The organism is Bacilliculturomica massiliensis, from assembly GCF_900605495.1.
Classification (GTDB): Bacteria; Bacillota; Clostridia; order Peptostreptococcales; family Anaerovoracaceae; genus Bacilliculturomica; species Bacilliculturomica massiliensis.
The window spans coordinates 970,847-989,156 of record NZ_LR027603.1 but is presented as its reverse complement, the minus strand read 5'-3'; the positions used below and the strand labels follow the sequence as shown (position 1 = coordinate 989,156).

6 protein-coding genes and 2 riboswitches are annotated in these 18,310 nt (G+C 55.5%); all 6 genes read right to left on the bottom strand.

What is annotated here, in order from left to right:
- Positions 1 to 31: 31 nt before the first annotated feature.
- The 6 genes from E0E37_RS13850 to E0E37_RS13825 all read right to left on the bottom strand — a co-directional run bounded on the left by E0E37_RS13850 (position 32) and on the right by E0E37_RS13825 (position 18,259).
- Entirely contained in the window at positions 32 to 2,869 is a 2,838-nt protein-coding gene (locus tag E0E37_RS13850; protein ID WP_130863591.1) for an S-layer homology domain-containing protein, read from the bottom strand.
- Positions 2,870 to 2,894: 25 nt separating this feature from the next.
- Complete coding sequence (locus tag E0E37_RS13845) at positions 2,895 to 11,522, bottom strand: InlB B-repeat-containing protein (protein ID WP_130863590.1); 8,628 nt, start codon at positions 11,520 to 11,522, stop codon at positions 2,895 to 2,897.
- 83 nt (positions 11,523 to 11,605) lie between these two features.
- Positions 11,606 to 13,375 carry a PQQ-binding-like beta-propeller repeat protein gene (locus E0E37_RS13840; protein ID WP_130863589.1) on the bottom strand — a complete coding sequence of 590 codons (1,770 nt, stop codon included), beginning with the start codon at positions 13,373 to 13,375 and terminating at the stop codon, positions 11,606 to 11,608.
- Between the two features lie 287 nt (positions 13,376 to 13,662).
- A riboswitch (cobalamin riboswitch) is annotated at positions 13,663 to 13,796 on the bottom strand.
- Positions 13,797 to 13,842: 46 nt separating this feature from the next.
- The gene (locus E0E37_RS13835; RefSeq protein ID WP_130863588.1) at positions 13,843 to 14,157 is read right to left on the bottom strand and encodes a homing endonuclease associated repeat-containing protein; all 315 of its coding nucleotides are present in this window, start codon (positions 14,155 to 14,157) and stop codon (positions 13,843 to 13,845) included.
- 188 nt (positions 14,158 to 14,345) lie between these two features.
- Positions 14,346 to 14,978: a recombinase family protein gene (locus tag E0E37_RS13830; protein WP_130863587.1), complete on the bottom strand. Its 633-nt coding sequence runs from the start codon at positions 14,976 to 14,978 to the stop codon at positions 14,346 to 14,348.
- A gap of 351 nt (positions 14,979 to 15,329) precedes the next feature.
- Positions 15,330 to 15,551: riboswitch (cobalamin riboswitch) on the bottom strand.
- 77 nt (positions 15,552 to 15,628) lie between these two features.
- Positions 15,629 to 18,259 (bottom strand): hybrid sensor histidine kinase/response regulator, encoded by a 2,631-nt coding sequence (locus tag E0E37_RS13825; RefSeq protein WP_130863586.1) that lies wholly within the window; start codon positions 18,257 to 18,259, stop codon positions 15,629 to 15,631.
- Positions 18,260 to 18,310 lie beyond the last annotated feature (51 nt).

Genomic DNA, 18,310 nt, shown 5'->3' with positions numbered 1-18,310 from the left:
AGCAAAATGTGCGTATTTACTTGCCAATATTCTATTTCTGATACAGCTTCCACAGCATGGAAGCCGCCTCGGCTCTGGCGGCCTGGGCCTGTGGGAGGAAGTAAGACTGTCCGCCTTCCCCCTTCTGACCGCTGATGATGCCTGCGGCCTGCATTTTGTCCACGGCGGCCGCAGCGTAGTCCGCTGCTGCTGCGGCGTCCGCAAATGCGTCCGCCGCTGCCTGGCTTTGTCCGGCGGAAGAACCATGGACTCCTGCCTTGTCCAGATAAGCCGCTATCATGACCGCCATATCCTGTCTGGAGATTGGATCGTCGGGTCGGAAGAGCAGCGTCCCGTCCGCCGCTTTTTCTCCCGCGGCGACGCCGGAGCCGGCTGCCCATGTCACCGCGTCTCCGTACCAGCTCCCCGCCGCCACGTCCCGGAAGGATGTGGATGAGGACGAGGACGAGGACGAGGACGGGCCGGCGTCTGCCGTTTGCCCGTCCGCATTGCCTGTTTGCACACCGCCGGCTTTGCTGAGATTGTACAGCAGCTGCACGAACTCCGCCCGGCTGATCGGCGACTGCGGCAGGAAGCTCCCCGCCGCGTTCCCCTTGATCAGGCCATCCTTTGCCAGCCCTGTGACGCATTCGTAAAACCAGTCGCCGGCCTTCACGTCCGGAAAACCGCTTCTGGCGGACAGCGAGGTTTGAGGCACGCCGTTTCCGTCAAGCTGCACGCCGGGATAAGCCGCTTTCAGCTTCTGCATCGCCGCGTCGATGGCCGTCTGCGGCGCTTCCGGATTGGTCAGAATACTCACGGCTTCGGCGTAGGCCGCTTCCCCCGTCAGTTTTTCTTTTTTGTACATGCTGTTCAGAACCGCCACGGCCCAGGTCAGCGCGTCCTTGTTGCCCAGTGATACGATGCTTCCCTGTCCCCAGGCGGTGTTGTCCTGATTCAGATCCGCGCCGTATCCGTACACGGTGAACTGCCACCGCATGACCTCTCCGTCGGAGAGACGCCACCCGGAGGCCCCCATGCCGGGAAACTGATTTCCCGAGTTATCCTTCTCTCCCACCGAATACATCCAGCCGCTCTGCTGGTAATAATCAAACTCACCCAACCAGTCCGCCGTCCCCTCGCCGATCTTTTCCATTCCGCCCACGGCCGTGAGGATAAACTGCGGAAAGCTCGGCTCCCCGTGGTTGGGATCGTACACAGAAGCCAGATAGAAACTGTCGTCCACACTTCCCGTCATCTTCCAGGGCTGTGCAGGAGCGCCGGAAACGCCGCTGTATTTGTCCGACAACAGTTCCGTGATCACCGTGGACGCCTTCGTCCCCTTCGTCACCTCCACCAGCTCGGGCTCGATGAGAAAGCCCTGACCAAGGGTATTTCTGTCCATAGAAACCGCTATCGTCACAGTTCCTGCACGCTGGGCGGTGACCGCTCCCATGGCGTCGATGGCCGCGTTCAGTCTGTCGTATACCGAGCGTGACGCTGTGGCCTCACGGATGGCCTGCAGGCCCTTGTCGCGCTCCGCGGTGAGAGCGGTCCAGTTTTCCGCAGAGTAGTCGGTCTGTTCATACTTGGAGCAGGCTGTCTTCAGAGTAGCTATCGCTTTGGATTTATCCTCATAGAGAGGATCTGTGCTGCTCAGCCCAAGGCTGGACGCCTCTGCAGCGCCGGAATATAAAACATAATTCGCTCCGGCCTGCCCCAGAAACATGGTGACGCCCGCCGCGGGAACCTCTATCCGCCGCACACCGTCGGGGCGGATTTTGGTGTCCGGATCGTCGTCCTCCGCCGGGTCCTGAAAAACTGGAATCGTCAGCTTCGTCCATTGACCGGACTGCAGCTGGTACACGTCTGTTCCGATGTATCCCGCGCTGCCTTCCTTTATATAGTGCTGTCCTTCCAGCAGCGCGTACACGCTGCCGTCCGCTGCCAGGCCCACATTGTAGACTGTGCCTGTGGTATCCGGCAGCTCCGGGAGCCTGCTGACGGCTCCTGTCTCCGTGTTGACCAGCCGGTAGGTTTTCGGACCTGATGTCTGAAAGATGGAAATCGGCGATCTCTCGCAGAGGACCAGTTGGTCGGAACAGCCGCCTGTGATGGAGACCAGTTTACCTATATCTCCAAGCGGCACACGGTTCCACTTTCCGGAAGAAACGCTGTAACGGTATAGGTTTCCGTCCTCCGCCGCCCCATAGGCCGTGTCCTGATCCAGCTTGTAAAAGCTGTTGAAGGTCAGCGCGTTCTCCTTCCATTCCTTTCCGTCCCAGTGCTTCGCCGACGCCCAGATGTCGTCCTGCGCCATCACCAGACCGAAGAGGAGACGGCTGTCATAGCTCGTATTTCCGTTGGGATCTGTACTTGTGGGCGTACCCAGCTCCGAATTCTCCGCCCGCTTCCAGCTCCCGGCGGCCCCGTCGAAGAGATAAACGAAATAGTTATTCTGTGACGATACTCCGTCAGAAGATGCGATCGTTGTCTTTACCAGCGCTGCCAGATGCTCCGCATCCTCTCCGCCCAGAGCAAACACATTTCCGACGAGTCCCTCCATACGTCCCATTTCCCTGCCGCCTGTTCCGCCTGCGCCCAGACGGTTGACACCGCCGCTGCCGCCCATGAACAGCTCCAGTTCTCCTGTGCTCTCGTCCAAAAACGCGGCGGACACGTTTCCATCCGGCCCCGTATCTGAGGTAAAAACACCGTAAGCTGCTCCGGAACCTTCCGCAGTCAGATATTTCAGCCCCTTCAGCCCTCCCATAGCGGTGCTGCCTGCGCTGTCTGCGTCCAACGCCGAAACCGGCGTCAGTCCTGTGAGGAGCGCGGCGGCAAGAAACGCCGCCATTCTCCTGATCCCTCTTCTTCTCTCCTTCTTCATGCCTTTTCATCTCTCCTTCTTTTTCTTAGTTGCCGCCCTTATTTCTCCGATATCTGCGCAGACCGGCTGCGAGGAGCAGTCCGATCACGACCAAAGCCAGCACAAGGCTGATCAGAGGATTTTCCACCACCGTCTGCTTGACGATGGCGAAAACGCTGAGCTTCTGTTCCTCCTTCTGTTCCTCTTCTCCCGAACCGGAGCCGCCTTCCGTGGCTCCTCCGGATGCTTCCATAGCCGCCTCGTCGTCGCTTTCCGTCTGATTTTCTTCCGCCTGTTCTGCCGCCAGCAGATTTTCCGCGGGATCGCCCGTGGATTGTGTGGATGTATAAGTGGGATCTGTCACCGTCGTCTGATCGTCAGCGCCAGCGGAGCCCTGATTTTCGCCGCCTCCGGCTCCTGTTCCCGTTCCTGTGCCTGTGCCGCCGCCTTGGCCTGCATCGCCGTGATCGTCGCTGCCGGCCCCGTTGCCGTCTCCGACGCCGGTTCCGCTGCCATTGCCGTTTCCACCGCCGCTTCCGGAGCCGCCATGGTCCTTGTCAGGGTCGTTTGGCTTCTCTGCCGGCGGTTCCTCTTCCTCCTCTCCGAAGGTCGCTTTCACACTGGCGTTAGACTCCCTTACCGTAAAACTTCTCGTTTCGGTAATGTCCTCCTCACCTTTGGTCTTATGTTTCACCACAAGACTTTTCAGAACCATTTTCACTCCGTCCTTATCCGAAGACGGCACGCTTACGCTGACGTCCACATTGGTCCCGATCACTCTGTATGCGATATCTTCTCCGGCGACCCTGGTATGACTGTCTGTGGAGATCCGATAGACCGAATGATCTGCCAACAGCTCCGGATGATCGCGTCCCTGTGTCCACACCCTTTCGTGCTCATCGTCCCCGCCGTCCAGCAGATAAGCCACTCTGCCGCTGGCAAAAGCCTCCGCCGGCTGCTCCGGTGTGGTGACCTCCGTGCTTTCTTCTCCCCCGCTGTCAAGGCCGAAGAAGGAAGCCATACGACTGAGCGCAGTCGGATCAGGCTTGAGATAGTAGCTCTTTTCTACCGTACAGGTTCCATAAGAAGAAGCCATCGTCATACCAGGATTCTCCGTATGGTACGTATAGCAGCTTTCCACGCTGATGTTTGCGTCTGAGTTTAAACCCGTGGTCATTCCACTGGTGTTGGGCCCGGATATCTTTCCTGCATTATAGGAATGGATAAAGCTGCAGCTGGGCGCTCTCGTACTTCCAACCAGGCCTCCGGCATAACGACCCGCGCCGCCGTTCACCGTCACATCCGCGGTGTTGCCGCATTTCTCAATAACCGTTCCGCCAGAGACCCCGTGACCCGCCAGACCGCCGGCGTTCTCTCTTCCCGTCACCATTCCGCTGTTGATGCAATTCTCCATCCGCGCACTTCCGGAAGCAAAAGTGAAGCTCCAGACCCCTATGACCCCACCGGCGGTTTGACCGGTTATTGCGCCCTCATTGGCTCCGTCTTCAAGGACGACTCTCCAGCCGATACTGCCGAACAGCCCTCCCGCCGCTCCATTTTCTGCCATAATAGCGCCGCTGTTGGCGCAGCCGGAAATCGTCTGCCAGGAGCCTGAGCTTACGCTTCCGGCGCTCTGGCCCGCGATCCCCCCGGCGTATGTCCCTCCGCATACCTCCGCGTTATTTTCACAGTCAGAAATCTGCGCAGTGAGAAGGCTCACTGTTCCTGCGATTCCGCCCGCCGCGCTGCTTCCGGATACGCTGGAGGCGCTGTCCGTACTGCATCCTTTCAGTCTGCCTGTCACATAGCCTGCCAGACCGCCTACGCTGCCCGCGTTTCCGCCGATGATCTCCATTCCTTTAAGGGAACACTCGATCAGCTGACCGTTTACCTCCTGGGCCAGACCGCCAAAATATTCGGCGGCGCCGGCGGCCTGAATGGTCCCCGAAAGGCTGACATTTTTCAGTGTTCCATCGATCCTGGCAAACAGCGGGGCAGTGCAGCCGCTTCCCATTGTTATCGTCTTTCCCTGACCGTCCAGCGTTCCTTCAAAGGGGGTCTTTCCTCCGATCGGTTTCGACCAGTCTGTGACCTCAAAAGACTCAGCCAGCGTCAGAGTCTTTCCTATATAAGAAACGCCCTCTTCCATGTTTTTCGCCAGTATTTCCAGCACGCTCTGATCCGTAATATTTTCAAAATCCTCCTCATTCAGTACGATTTCAGTTCGCCACTTTGCTGTCAGCACTAATGTCTGCCCCTCGTAGCCGGCGGAAAGTTTCGTCGAAAAATCCCATTTGCTATTTCCGCTGTACCATCCCAAAAATGTATGTACCACTTTTCTTCCGCTTGATGTTTCATCCGGCCACACCGGCGTACCGGGATCCGGGATCGTACCTGGGGTCGGCGAAACGGAAACAGAAGGTCGCATCGCAGCGATGGCCGCGTTCGTCGCCAGCTCTGCCGGGGCACCGTTCAGATCAAACTGAACTGCCACATTCCCCGAATATCTGGCATACAGATCCAGATCGGCTGTGATGAGCGCCTTTGCATTGAAGGCCACGGTCAGTTCTTTGTCCTCATACCAGCCCTTAAAGGTAGAGCCGGCTTTCTGCGGGTCTGCAGGCAGGACGGCTGTCCCCTTTGTGCCAAAGGCCGCAGTGGTCGAATATAGCTCCGGATAATCTGTACCGCCCATAGCGATGGTTCCGCCGTTGGTGTGAAAACGGACAGTACAGTTCCCCGTCTGCGTCTCCGCAAAGTTCACGCGGATGTACAGTGATTTCTCCGGTTCGATGGTATACTCGATCCGATTTCCGGTCTGTGTATTCACTACGGTCCCCGCGGCGTCGGCCACCTCAAAGAGACTGACCACGGACCCTTCCTCCGGAACGGCTTCGATGCCCGTATTTGTCGTCAGGCTCAGATAATTATATCCGGTTTGTATGCCGGCTCCGGAAACGGTTCCCGCTCCCGACTGCGCCAACTGAATCTCATAGACCGGCCGGTTGTCACCGTCGGCAAAGACCGGACCGGACACTCCCTGCGCCCAGAGGGCTTTGCGGCTTCCGCTGCCGCCGTCCAGCAGATACGCCGCTCTTCCGCTTCGAAAGTCCTCCGCCAGCAGCAGCGCTGCGCTGTCTGCATCCACATAGACCGTTCCATCATTTCGCGCGCAGCATTCTTTTGTCGTTGTGTCTTTCCCGAATCCATGGCCGGAAAGAGCTCCCACCCTGGGCCCATTGCCGCTGGCCGTACCGCTGCTGAAGCAGTTTTCAATGGTCGTTCCATCCGCCGCCGAATTCTGTCCGCTGCCTTTCCTGCTCTCCTGAGCTCCCACCAGCCCGCCTACGTAGTCGGTTCCCGATACCGAACCTGTGTTATAGCCGGAACGAATGGTGAGAGCCGTTTGTTGAAATTTGTTACTGTCATCCTCTTTTGTGCTGACCCGCCCGAACAGGCCTCCCACATAATTGCCGCTCTGGATATTCGCTGTGTTCACACACTTGTCGATCGTAGTTCCATGGCAGATCTCTCCCGCGATCCCGCCGGCGCAGTCTCCTGACCCTGTTACGTTTCCGTTGTTCGTGCACCTGCTTAAGGTAAATTTCGCGGCGCATAGGTTCCCGGATGTATCCTTATACTCGTGGTACCTGACCGCCCCAGCGATACCGCCTGTGTTGGAGCGCTCGCCACTAACCTCCGCATCATTCACACAGTCAGTCAGACTTCCGCCCTGCAGACTTCCGATCAGGCCGCCTGTATTGGTTCCGCCTGAAACGCTGCCGGACATCGAACTGTTTCTGATACTGCTGGTTCTGCTGCTTGCGCCGACATTGCTGCCATCAGCACAGCCAACCAGACCGCCTGTGTAATCTGCACCCTCGACGGTCCCGGATATCGAAACATTCTCGATCGTCGTCGCTGTCGCTTTTCCGGTCAGGCCTCCGGTATATTGACCGCCGTTCACGCTGATTCCTGTCAGCTTCAGATCCTGAACGACGGCATTGCTGGTGCACCCAAACAGACCGACATAGTTTTCGCCCGTATCGATGGTCAGGCCCGAGATCGTCTCGTCATTTCCGAGGAAGGTCCCGCTGAATGGGCTTCCGGCAGTTCCGATGGGCGTCCAGTTCTCTCCCCCAAGTTCCAGAGAGACAGCCAGCCGGAACCAGCACCCGCTGTAGGCGCTTCCCTCATTGACCTTCGAAGCCAGGAGCTTCAGGATGTCCAGCGATGCGATCTCATAGGGCTGTTCCCGAGTCCCCGCGGACATGGCGTCGATCTCCTTCCACTGAGCGTACAATACCGTATCCTGAGTCAACTCTGTGCGGGTGTTCCACTGACTTCCGCCCACAGGTTCCGTAGACCAGTACAGGAAGCTGTATGCCGTTTCCTCCCCCTGGACCCACTGACCCGCTGCCGGCCTGACAGGCATAGTCACAGCTCCGGCGGAGACCACCTCCTGTTCCAGCGCCAGTTTTTCTTCTGCTGACATCTGCCCCATCAGAATATCCCGCGATGCGGCGTCCAGATTCAGATTAAAGGTAACCAGATAGTTTCCTTCCCGCTTCCACTTTGCGGTGAGAGTCAGCGCTTCTGTAACCGCCTCAGAGAAGGTGTAGACTTCCCCGCTTTCGCTGTACCAGCCTGCAAACACATAGCCGGTCCGCTCCGGATCCTGCTCCGGCCGCGACAGTACCTCGCCGAAATTCGCATGATTGGCAGGCGCATCAAATCCAGAAGGCCACCTTCCCCCGTCAAGTTTGTAAACGACCTCGATCTGACCGGCGCCTTCCGCTGTAAACTGCGGACTTACCAGTACGTCGTCCTTCGGCATGATAAAGCTCATAGCGCCGCCGCTGCTCTGCATACCGTCTACGGCCACGGTTCCGCCGCTCCGCAGGGCGGTGACGCCCAGGGTCTTCAACAAATATCCCTGCTCAGGCGTCGCTTCGACCGCCACCTTGCTTCCCGCGGCGCGAAACAGAGACTGCCCCTCTTCATCGTCAATGAGCCGGACCGAACCGTGATCCGCGGCTGCAAGATTCATCCGATAGACCGCGCCCCGGTCTCCTCCGGCAAAGAGTATCCTTCCGTTTTTTGCGCTCCAGTTGGCGCTTCTGCTCTGCTTGTCGCCCTGGTCCATCAGCCAGGCCGCCCGGTTGGAAGCAACGTCCACCTGGTTGAGAGCAGTCAGACCCTTTGCATCTGCGGGATCTGTCACGCTGTTTTCCAGATACCAGCAGCCGCTGACCGTTCCGCTTCCCGCGATCGCCCCCGAACCGGCCGCGCCGGCGACCGTGCCTGTATTACAGCTGTCCGTCAAGCGCGAAGACGCGGCTAAACTCCCCGCGCCGCCGCCGGCCGTTCCCTCTATGGCTGTCACAGCCGCACCGTTCAGCCAGAATGCGTATGTGTATGATAGGCCACTATAGTCGGAGGTTGTTGCGATTGCTCCCGCTACGCCGCCCACACATTCCGTTCCCTTTACGCTTCCGGAAAGAACGCCCAGTCGTTGATTGGCGCCGATGCTTTGGCCCAAATTCTCACCATACCCCATCACTGCACCCACGTACTTCCTTCCGGTTATATCCACCTTTTCCAAATAGATATTGTTTACCGCATTGCCGTTGGCGGCCGTAACATAACCGAACAGCCCCTGATAATCCGACTCCGGCGCATTGATCTTCAAATTGGAGATCGTGTGATAATCGCCGTCCAGCCCTCCCCGGAAGGGATGTGCCGCTGTTCCGATGGGCGTCCAGCTTTCGTATTCGGAAAGGTCGATATCTCTGCCCAGCTTAAAACGACAAGCCTTATATCCATTCTGATTTTTTCCGCCGCCTGTGTTTACTCTCTGCGCCAGCAGGGCCAGCGTATCGGCATCCTCAATGACGAAAGGGGGATTGCCAAGCGTTCCGCTGTCAAAGAGATCGAATGAATCCCAATCGGCGTACAGTACGATTTCACCCCTGTCGGCTTCTCCTATTTTTCTGCCGTCTTCCCACTGTGTTCCGCCGCCGTTTTTCTCTGTAAACCAGCCCTTGAACTGATATTCCATACAGTCCACTGCGCTGCGCGTGGCCTGGGGTGCGGCAAAGCTGCCTCCGATGGCAAAGGTGGTAGTTGTCTGGCGCGCGGGAACGTCGCCCTGCGCGTCGTCAAAGTCGAAGGTCACAGTGAGACTGTCCTTTACCCACTTTGCCCGCAGCATAATGTCCGTTGTCACCGCGGCTTTAAAGTTGTATCGAGCTTCCGTTTCCGTTCCGTCTTCGTTTTCCGTCACCGCATACCATCCCCGCAGCACAAACCCCTCTTTGGTGATCTCCGGCTCCGCCAGCGTCTTGCCATACGGAACAGTCGCAGGAGTGACCGCGGAATCGGAGAGCGTCCCTCCGCCGAGGTCCCAGATGATATTCAGTTCTCCCGCGTCATCAGGCCTGCGCTCGAAAGCAGCCGAAGCCACTATATCCTTGCGTTGATGTCGAAACGAAAAGCTGTTCCCGGACCTCTCCGACTCGATCTCAGCTCCTGAAACAAGCTCTTTTAATGTGAGTAATTTAAGGATGAAACCCTCTCCCGGATCGGCGGTCACCGTCAAATCCTTTCCTTCCGACTCGGTTATATAATGAAATGAATCCTCAGAACCGTTGAATTTGAGCGTGCCTTCACCGTCCTTCTCCAAGCTGACACGACACACGGCGGGGTGCGCTCCGTCCGCAAAAACAGGAGCGGCTCCATCCTGACCCCAGTTTCCGGAGTTGACTGCCGTACCGCCTGCACTGTTGAGCAGCCAGGCCACCTCGCCGCTTGCGAAGGTCTCTGTGCTTTTTGCAACAGCAGATAAATTGTCAGTAAGCGGTCCTGTTATGGTATCAACATAATAACAACTAACGCATGATACTCCGTAAGCAATTGCAGACAAACTTCCATCGGACTCACTCTGCAAGCTTCCGCCGTTAAAACAATTTTGAACGTCAAAGTTTTTATCCACATACGGAAGGTTTCCTATCCCAGAAATCCTTGGGGGAGAGCTTCCAAATTCAGTACCAACAATAGTTCCCGTTGAAAAACAGTTATTTAAACTCCCCCGGCAATCATAAAGCAGCCCCGCTATGCCCCCGGCTCCTCCTACAAGATTACCACTGTCATCCACAGTGACGCCGCCTGTATTTTGGCTGAATGATATGTTTACACTGCAGCCAGAGCCACTCGAATCTTTCCCCCCCGTGACGCCGCCCGCATACTGATAAGCATAAACGTCCCCCTGATTATAGCAGTACGAAATTTCTATATCGTTATTAAATTGACCTAATATACCGCCGCCGTAACCAAATCCTGTTGAAACCGCTCCACTATTTTCACATTTACTTATTTTTGTTCTTCCAGAACTATAACCGAGAATTCCGCCATATGCTGATGCCATATAATGTCCGGTCGCGTCCCCCCCATCTTTAAAGAGAGGATCCCCGACATTCCCTTTATTGGCACAGTTTTCAATCTCAAGGTCGCTTCCTAAAAATGCTCCCAGTATACCCCCCGTATAATTAGTCGCAGAGTAAATTTTTACATTGCTCTCACAGTTGGCTATGGTAAGCTTGCTATCGACTGCAGCCCCTCCAACGATCCCTCCCGTAACCATATCCTCACCGGGTGCCGATGAATCATTTTCAAGAGATGCAGCTCGATCGTCCTTTATCCTCCCCGAAACTATTACATTTTCTATCACACATGTATTATAGGCATACGAAACAAGTGCACCCTTTGCTCTGTATTCCGCCTCTAGTGCATTCTGTCCAAATATGATATCGACATCTTTCAACTCTAAATTCCTGATCTCAGCGTTGCTGATATCTCCAAAAAGACCAGCCCCATACTCGTAAATATTCGCTGTGTCTTCTGTACATTCAATTGTTAAATTTCTAATTGTCTTTCCATTTCCATCAAATATTCCACAAAATTGAGGGAAGTCACTTCCGCTCCCGATTGGAATCCAGTTTTTCTCCGTGCTCAAATCTATTCCCGATCCGCTGATCGTGATTGTTTTCCCATCAAAATTTTCCCTGCCCTCGTTTACTAAGGCGGCTACTTTTTTCAAACCCTCCGCATCTTCCACGTAAAACGCGGGAGATGAAGTGTATTCCTCGTAGAACTTAATGTCCACCGGCGTGCCGTCATTCGCCGTCCGCAGCAGCTCGATCAGCTCCTGATAAGGCTCCAGTTCCATCATATCTTCCAATATTGGTGGAAGCAGATTTTCCGGCGGCTCCGGCGCTTCGCCTCCGGCGGTTTCTTCTTCGTTCCCATTGCCTGAGACGGACGGCTGTTCCGTTGTGCCGGGCGCCTCATCTTTTTCGTTGTCATTCACTATTTCGTCTTTTTCTTCTTCCCCCTGTTCTGTTCCTTCCGTATTTCCCTCCGGCTGGTTATTCCCATCGCCCTCCGTCTCTTCCTCCTCCAACTGTTCGCCGTTTTCCTCCGGTCTGCTCGCCCCATTGTTTGAGTCTACGCTCGGATCGTCGCTTCCCGCTCCCAGTCCCCCTCCGTCATTTTCCTGTTCAGAAACCGTATCCTGCGCATAGCTGAAAGCCGTGATCGACGCAGCCTGCCCCACAAGCAGGGCCAAAGAAAGGATCAGACTCAGAGCAATTTTACTCTTTTTCATCTTTCCCATGTACACATCTCCTCTTTTAAAAGGGCATTCCAGCCGCCTTCGCCGCTGAAATGCCCCCTGATTTTCAAACGTTCAGACCAATATTATTGTGCACTGATTACATAGAACTGATCATAGTCGTTTCCGAACACAATATAGCCATTGCTGGTTGCCATGCCCTGCAGCGCGTAGGTACCGGAAGTGGTTTTCCACTTCAGATTTCCCGACGCGTCATAGCAATAGCCCGCCCCGCTGGCCGAATTCGTGTTCACATACAGATAGTCCGTGCCGCCGGTCTGGTATACCAATACGGATCCCTGCACCGGTCCCGGCGTGGCCACAGTGCTCACCGTGTGGCCATCGGCTCTGCTGACCTTCTGAATGCCTCCCGCGTTAAACCCGCTGTAGTAGCCTACATAAAGATCTGTTGCGGTGACTGTGGGTGTGGAGGTCGACGTGCCTGCCAATTGTGCCTTCCAGCCAAATGTCGGATTGCCGCCATTGGGATTGAAGCACCACAGATAGCCGCCCTGACTGGTAAAGTACAACGCTCCGTCCACCAGCGCAATGGTGCTGCGGACGTTTCCAGCACTGATACTTCCATCTACTGTGCTTAGATTGATCGGTGCAGTGGTTCCTGAACCGAAGCTGCTACCTACCGGCTGCGCGTACAGATATCCCTTGTCCCCCCCAAAGTAGACGTATCCGCCGTCCACCACAGCTCCGGCCCAGTAGAATCCCCCGTTGCCCGGGTTGTAATCCTTCAAACCGTCGATCTTTCCCGTTCTGGCGTTAAGATGCGCCTGATAATATGTGCCCGTATTTCCGGACCATGTCCCAAAGAACAGATAATCACCGCTCTTTACGATGGGCGTATTGATCTGGTTGTTGTTGGGCAAACTGTAGGACCACTCGTTGGTCGGCGTGCCGTCGATTCCCTTCACCTTCGTGATGGAGCTGGCTTGCTCGTAAATGCGCCCGTATTCGATGACGGCCCCCGCCGTGTTGCCGCTGAACTCATAGGTGAAGGTCAGCGCGTCTGCCGGAGTTGTCCCGTCTCCCTGCACTGCATTCTCCGCTGTGGAGGAGTATTCTCCGAAGTTCTGATTCAGATAGTAATGCGGTACATTTCCGCTGGCTTCGTTGTTGATGACGTCGGCAGACGTCAGATATTTCTGGCCTACGACCGTGCCATTGAGAATCGCGGTGATGGTCACATTAGGCGCCGCTGCAGCGCTGTTCAGTCTGATGCCGGTGGCGGAGCGATGTGTCTTTCCGGATGTCAGAGTCACTTCACTCTGATTCAACGTCACTGTGCTGTCCCCGGAAACCACGATTCCGCTTTCAGCGCCGGCCGTTCCGCCGCTGAATGTCCAGTCAGTGATGACGCCGCCCGACACGGTAAGGCTGTCGTTGCCCGTTTTCTGATTGAACCCGGTGGTTCCCACATAAATAGCTCTGGCGGCCGTGTCCAGATACGGCGAAGACAACTGGAATCCGCTGGTCTGACTGATCTGCTTGCTCCATTCCAGCCCGCCGGTATTGCAGTTTACCTTAGCCAGCCGACCGCCGCCGGCGTCGTTGCTGACCGTATAACCATCGTACAGCACATAGGCGTATGTAACGCCGTTTCTGGTCTCCATCACCGGCGCGGAATCCACTCCGTCCCAGCCGGACCCGTTGTTGGGAAGCGTCAGCTTCACCTCGTCGATGAGTGCAGTTGTCGGCACAGCGTCTGTCACGATCCCATTGTGAATCTCATTTCCCTGGTACGTGGGCCAGTCGGCGGCGGCAAAGGCCGCTCCGCTCATACTGAGCACCATGGACAGTGACAGTACTGCTGCCAAAGCTTTTTTGATGTGCTTTTTCAACATTCGTTCTTCCTCCTTTTTCATATGTAACAATACGTTTTTTCACTCTCTGCTTGCGCAGAGCTGAAACCCTCCTTTCCGGCGAATTCTATACGATACAGAAACCACACACAGCCTGAAGAAAGGGCTGTCAGGCATCGCCTGCACGAAAAAAACCGTCCTCCCTCAGAGAAGACGGTTGCTGAATAAATCGTCCCGAACGCGCTGTTTTAAGTCCATACAAAAACAACGCTAAAACGACTAGCCTGTCCGTTCCTTGCTCAGAGGAAGTCAAACCCGCGCGAAAGATCGTCTACCGACTTAGTCATCAAACCTACTGGTACCGCCTTCCCAAAGGAACCATTCCCCCAGTGGCATCGCTGCTGCGTGGTACGTTCGTAGACATCACGGTTGCTGAGACAGTGCCCGATTCTCACGGACTTCCAATTTCTCTCTCTGCGCATCATGTATTTATTTTTCTATCTGAGTGTTCATTTCTTTTTGCTCGGGCAGGCCGCGCGCTTTGGAGACACGGTTTTCAGTCCGGCCTTTTCCAGCACCCGATTCCAGCCGCCCAAGCGGCTCTTGATGTAAGGCGACCCCGCCATCTCACACACCTTTGGAATCCGCCCCAACGCATTTGTCAGGTCGCATACACGTCTGAGAAGCTTCTCATCAGGATCCTGTTTGTAGATCCTGACCGCAGCCGCCGCCTTAGCGGCGCGGACTGCCATATCCAATTCTCCCGGATCTAAATAATACAGCTCCAGGACCCGCTCTTTCCGTTCTGTTTCTTTTGGGGACAAGTTATCAACTCCTGCCTGAACAGAAAAACTGGCTGCGATCTTTTTTTACATTTTTCTACTGTACCAAGGTACACCTTTGTACAGCCCCTGCTCATAGCCGGCATATTGAAAAAAAGTATGAGAAAGACAACATAAGATAAAAATTTTACCTTGACGACAACAAAAAAGATAAGTATGATGAATATGTATTAAGGTGTACTTTCGTACAGTAATGCATAGGAGTCTTCCTCTGTTAGGGAGACTTTTTTTAGTCTCTTGTAAAAACAGCTCTCGCTGATCTCCAGCAGCCGCAGCGCTTCCCGTATGGGAATTTCACCCCGTTTCCAGCGCAGAGCCACTACCTCAAATGGAACCGGCGTCTCTTTTGGAAACCGGCCCAGATGAACGCCCCGCGCCTTCGCCGCCTCGATCCCTTCCTTTTGCCGCTGCCGGATGTTTTCTCTCTCCGTCTGTGCCACGTAGGACAACAGCTGCAGCACGATATCGGAGATCAGTGTCCCGATCAGGTCTCTTCCGTTTCTCGTGTCCAGAAGAGCCATGTCCAGAACAACGATATCCGCGCCGATCTCCCTGGTGATCTGTCTCCACTGCTCTAAGATCTCGTCATAGTTGCGTCCCAGACGGTCTATAGATTTTATCACCACAACGTCTTCTTTCCTCAGGGTGCCCAGCATCCTCCGGTATTCCGGCCTGTTAAAATCCTTTCCGCTTTGTTTGTCAACAAAAAGAAGGTCCTCCGTAATGCCAAAATCCTTCATGGCGATTACCTGACGATCTTCGTTCTGATCTTTTGATGAAACTCTGATGTAGCCGTACATCATCTTACACACCTCCAGAAATAATTTACTGTTAGTGTCCCCGCAGACAGCTTCACCTATGAATGAAAAAATCAGCTTCTCCGTATCGTTTGCGGGCCGGCTGCCATGGTTAGATTTTTTCTTCTTCACCTGTTCAGCCAGCCGATAGACAGGTGAATTTCTTCCATAAATCAGTGGTTCTCTCTACGCAAAAAATACAAGGACTGCGGCGTGCGCCGCAGTCCGTTTTTTCTGCTTCTGCTGTTAAGTGAAAGACAATCGTATCGCCACGTTGATATTTAACAAATGCCAATGACATACTGGCATCGCAATGAATGCTAAAATATAAAAAGCAATCGTCAATTTCCCGTGACAGCCTTTCCTTCGATCTGCGCAGGTCTCCTGACTCGTGGCGCTCCGCTTTTCTTCGCCTTCCCGGACCCTGCGGTCCAGTGACTGCCCGCGGCTGACGCCGCGCGCTATGAAGAGAAGCCGCTCACTTACAGTGGCGGGTCCGTTCCGGCCTCTCACCGGATTCCCTCTTAGCCGCCCTTCTCCTAATCGGAAACAGGCGGAACGTAAATCGCTTTCTCTTATTCAAAATGTTGCCTATATTTTAACAGAAGCTGCCATCCCATGTCAAGATGCGGCTCCCATTATTCTCCGTCTGTCTTTCACCCATCCGCCCTGCTCATACAATCCGCAAGGGTCTTGCAGAGCTGCGCCATATCCAGCGGCTTGCTGACATGAGCGTCCATTCCGGCCGCAAGGGCGGCGGAGATATCGTCGCTGAATGCGTTGGCCGTCGTGGCGATGATGGGGATCGTCAGCGCCTGCGGATGACCGGAAGCCCGGATATTCCTCGCGGCCTCATGCCCATCCATGACCGGCATCTGTATATCCATCAGAATGGCGTCGTAGTCACCGGGCTTTGACGCCAGAAAGGCCTGCAGCGCCTGCCTGCCGTCCTCTGCACAGTCTACCACAGCTCCGCTCATGCGCAGCAGCGTCGCCGCGATCTCCTGATTGAGGGCGTTATCCTCCGCCATCAGCAGACGAAGACCATCCAGCGGCCTGCCTGCCGGTTTTGGCGCCCCTGTATTGAAGAACTGCCCCTTGTGTTCCAGCGCCGCCTTGATGACAGCGTAGACAGAGGAACGGTAGAGGGGCTTGGGAAGAAAGCCGTTGACGCCTGCAGCCCGCGCTTCTTCTTCCACTTCTGAGACATCATAGGCTGAGATCATAACGATGGGAACGTCGTATCCAACCTCCCGGCGGATGCGCCGCGTCACCTCGACGCCGTCCATATCCGGCATCTTCCAGTCAATGAGACACAGATCGATATCCCGCCCCTCCCGATGTGCTTCCTTCACCCGCTCCACGCCCTCGGCGCCGGACAGGCGCCATTCCGCGCCGATCTTGATCTTTCCCAAAAGGACGGCGGTCTGCTCGCATACCTGTCGCTCGTCGTCTACGATCAGCGCCCGCAGCCCCTGCTGTTCAAAATCCGGCTCCGCTATGCCTGTCTCCTGCCCTTTTTCAAAGGGCAGATCCACAATGCAGGTGGTCCCCACGCCTGGTTCGCTCTCCACCTGGATCTGGCCGCCCATCAGGGCGATCAGATTTTTCGTGATCGACATGCCCAGTCCCGTACCCCCAAATCGTTTTGCGATGGAGGCGTCGGCCTGTTCAAAGGGCTGGAAGATACGCTCCACAGCCTCCTTCGTCATGCCGATCCCGGTGTCTGAGAGAATAAAGCGAAGGACGTCGGTGGTATTTCCGATCTTATGCCTGGAAACATCCAGACGGATGGAACCGCCCGGCGCGGTGAACTTCACCGCGTTGGAACTGAGGTTCAGAAGGATCTGGTTGAGCCGCAGGGAATCGCCGATAAATACGGTGTCTTCCCCAAAGCCCTCCATGGTCTCGCTGAACTGGATCCCCTTTCCCTTTGCCTGAGCGTAAACGGTGGATACAAATCCGTTGATGATCTCGAAAATGTCAAAAGGCTCGTTCTGCAGCGCCATTTTGCTGCTCTCGATCTTGGACATGTCCAGCACGTCGTTGATCAGCATCAGCAGATGCTTAGATGAGAAAGTGATCTTTGAGAGACAGTCCTCCACCCTGGCCGGATCTTCCACGGAAGCCGCCGCTATGGTGGTCATGCCGATGATGGCGTTTAAGGGGGTGCGGATCTCATGGCTCATCCGGGAGAGAAACTCGCTCTTGGCCCTGTTGGCTCGCTCCGCGGTCATCATGGCTTCCTGCAGCACTTGACGAGACCTGACTTCATCAGTGCGGTCGGAAAACACGGTGATGAGCTGAGGAGTATTCAGGTCTTCTACCCGGTAGATGCGGATCAGCATCCATCGTTTTTCCTTATTTGGCTTGGTATATTCCACCTGCTTTTCAAAGGGCGATGGAAACCGGGGATCGCTTATCCCGTCCCGCAGAGCCTGGGCGTCTTCTTTGCTCAGCCCCTGATAAAGGTTTTCCACTTCCTCCATGTGGATCCCCAATATCCGTTCCAGGTTGAGCCCGCGGTAGCTGATGACTCCGGTATTGGCGTCACGGATGATGAACGCGTCGTCGATGCTCAGCGAAAGGTTGTCAAACAGCCTGCTTCGGTAGACCAGCTCTTTCCTCTGACGGTGAAGGACGTACTGGGAGACCAGAAGCACCACTACCATCAGTCCCATGAGTATGACAGAAGCGATCAGATCGGTCCGACGCAGGATCTCCGCGGTCTGGCCGTATCCCACTTTTTTCGCCTGAGCCGTAGAAACGATCTCTTCTGTCTGCCAAAACGCCTGGTCGTAGAGGGGCTGGAGATGTTCCTGGGAATACGCTTCGATCTGCGCCGCCGTGGTATCGGCCCGGGCGCAGAACTCCAGATATCCCCTCCGTTCTGTACGCAGAAGCATCAGAGTATCCTTCAGCGCCTGCACATCCTCCGGATCGCCCAGATACAGCTCCTCGATCCGGGCTATCGGTTTCTCCAGCGAATCGTCAAGATCATCCAGGCTGGCCCTGGCATACTCTACGTCCTCCGTGCTGAAATGCCGCTCCAGCCGCCCGGTCCGCAGGCTCATCTCCGACACATAGAGCTTTACGTCCCCAGCGGAGATCACCACCTCGAAGGGGTGGCTTGAGATGATCTCCGTCTGAGCGGCCAGTCTGGCGGAGTTGTTGATGTTCATGACCAGGTAGCAAAGCATCAGCAGGATGAGGATCACCGTACTGACGGTGCTCATCCGCTGGCTTCGGACCACAGACCTCTCTTTTGGTTCCACAGTTTTCCGCATTGATCTTAACTCCTTGTTTCCGGACGCATACTTCCCGCATCCGGAAATCTG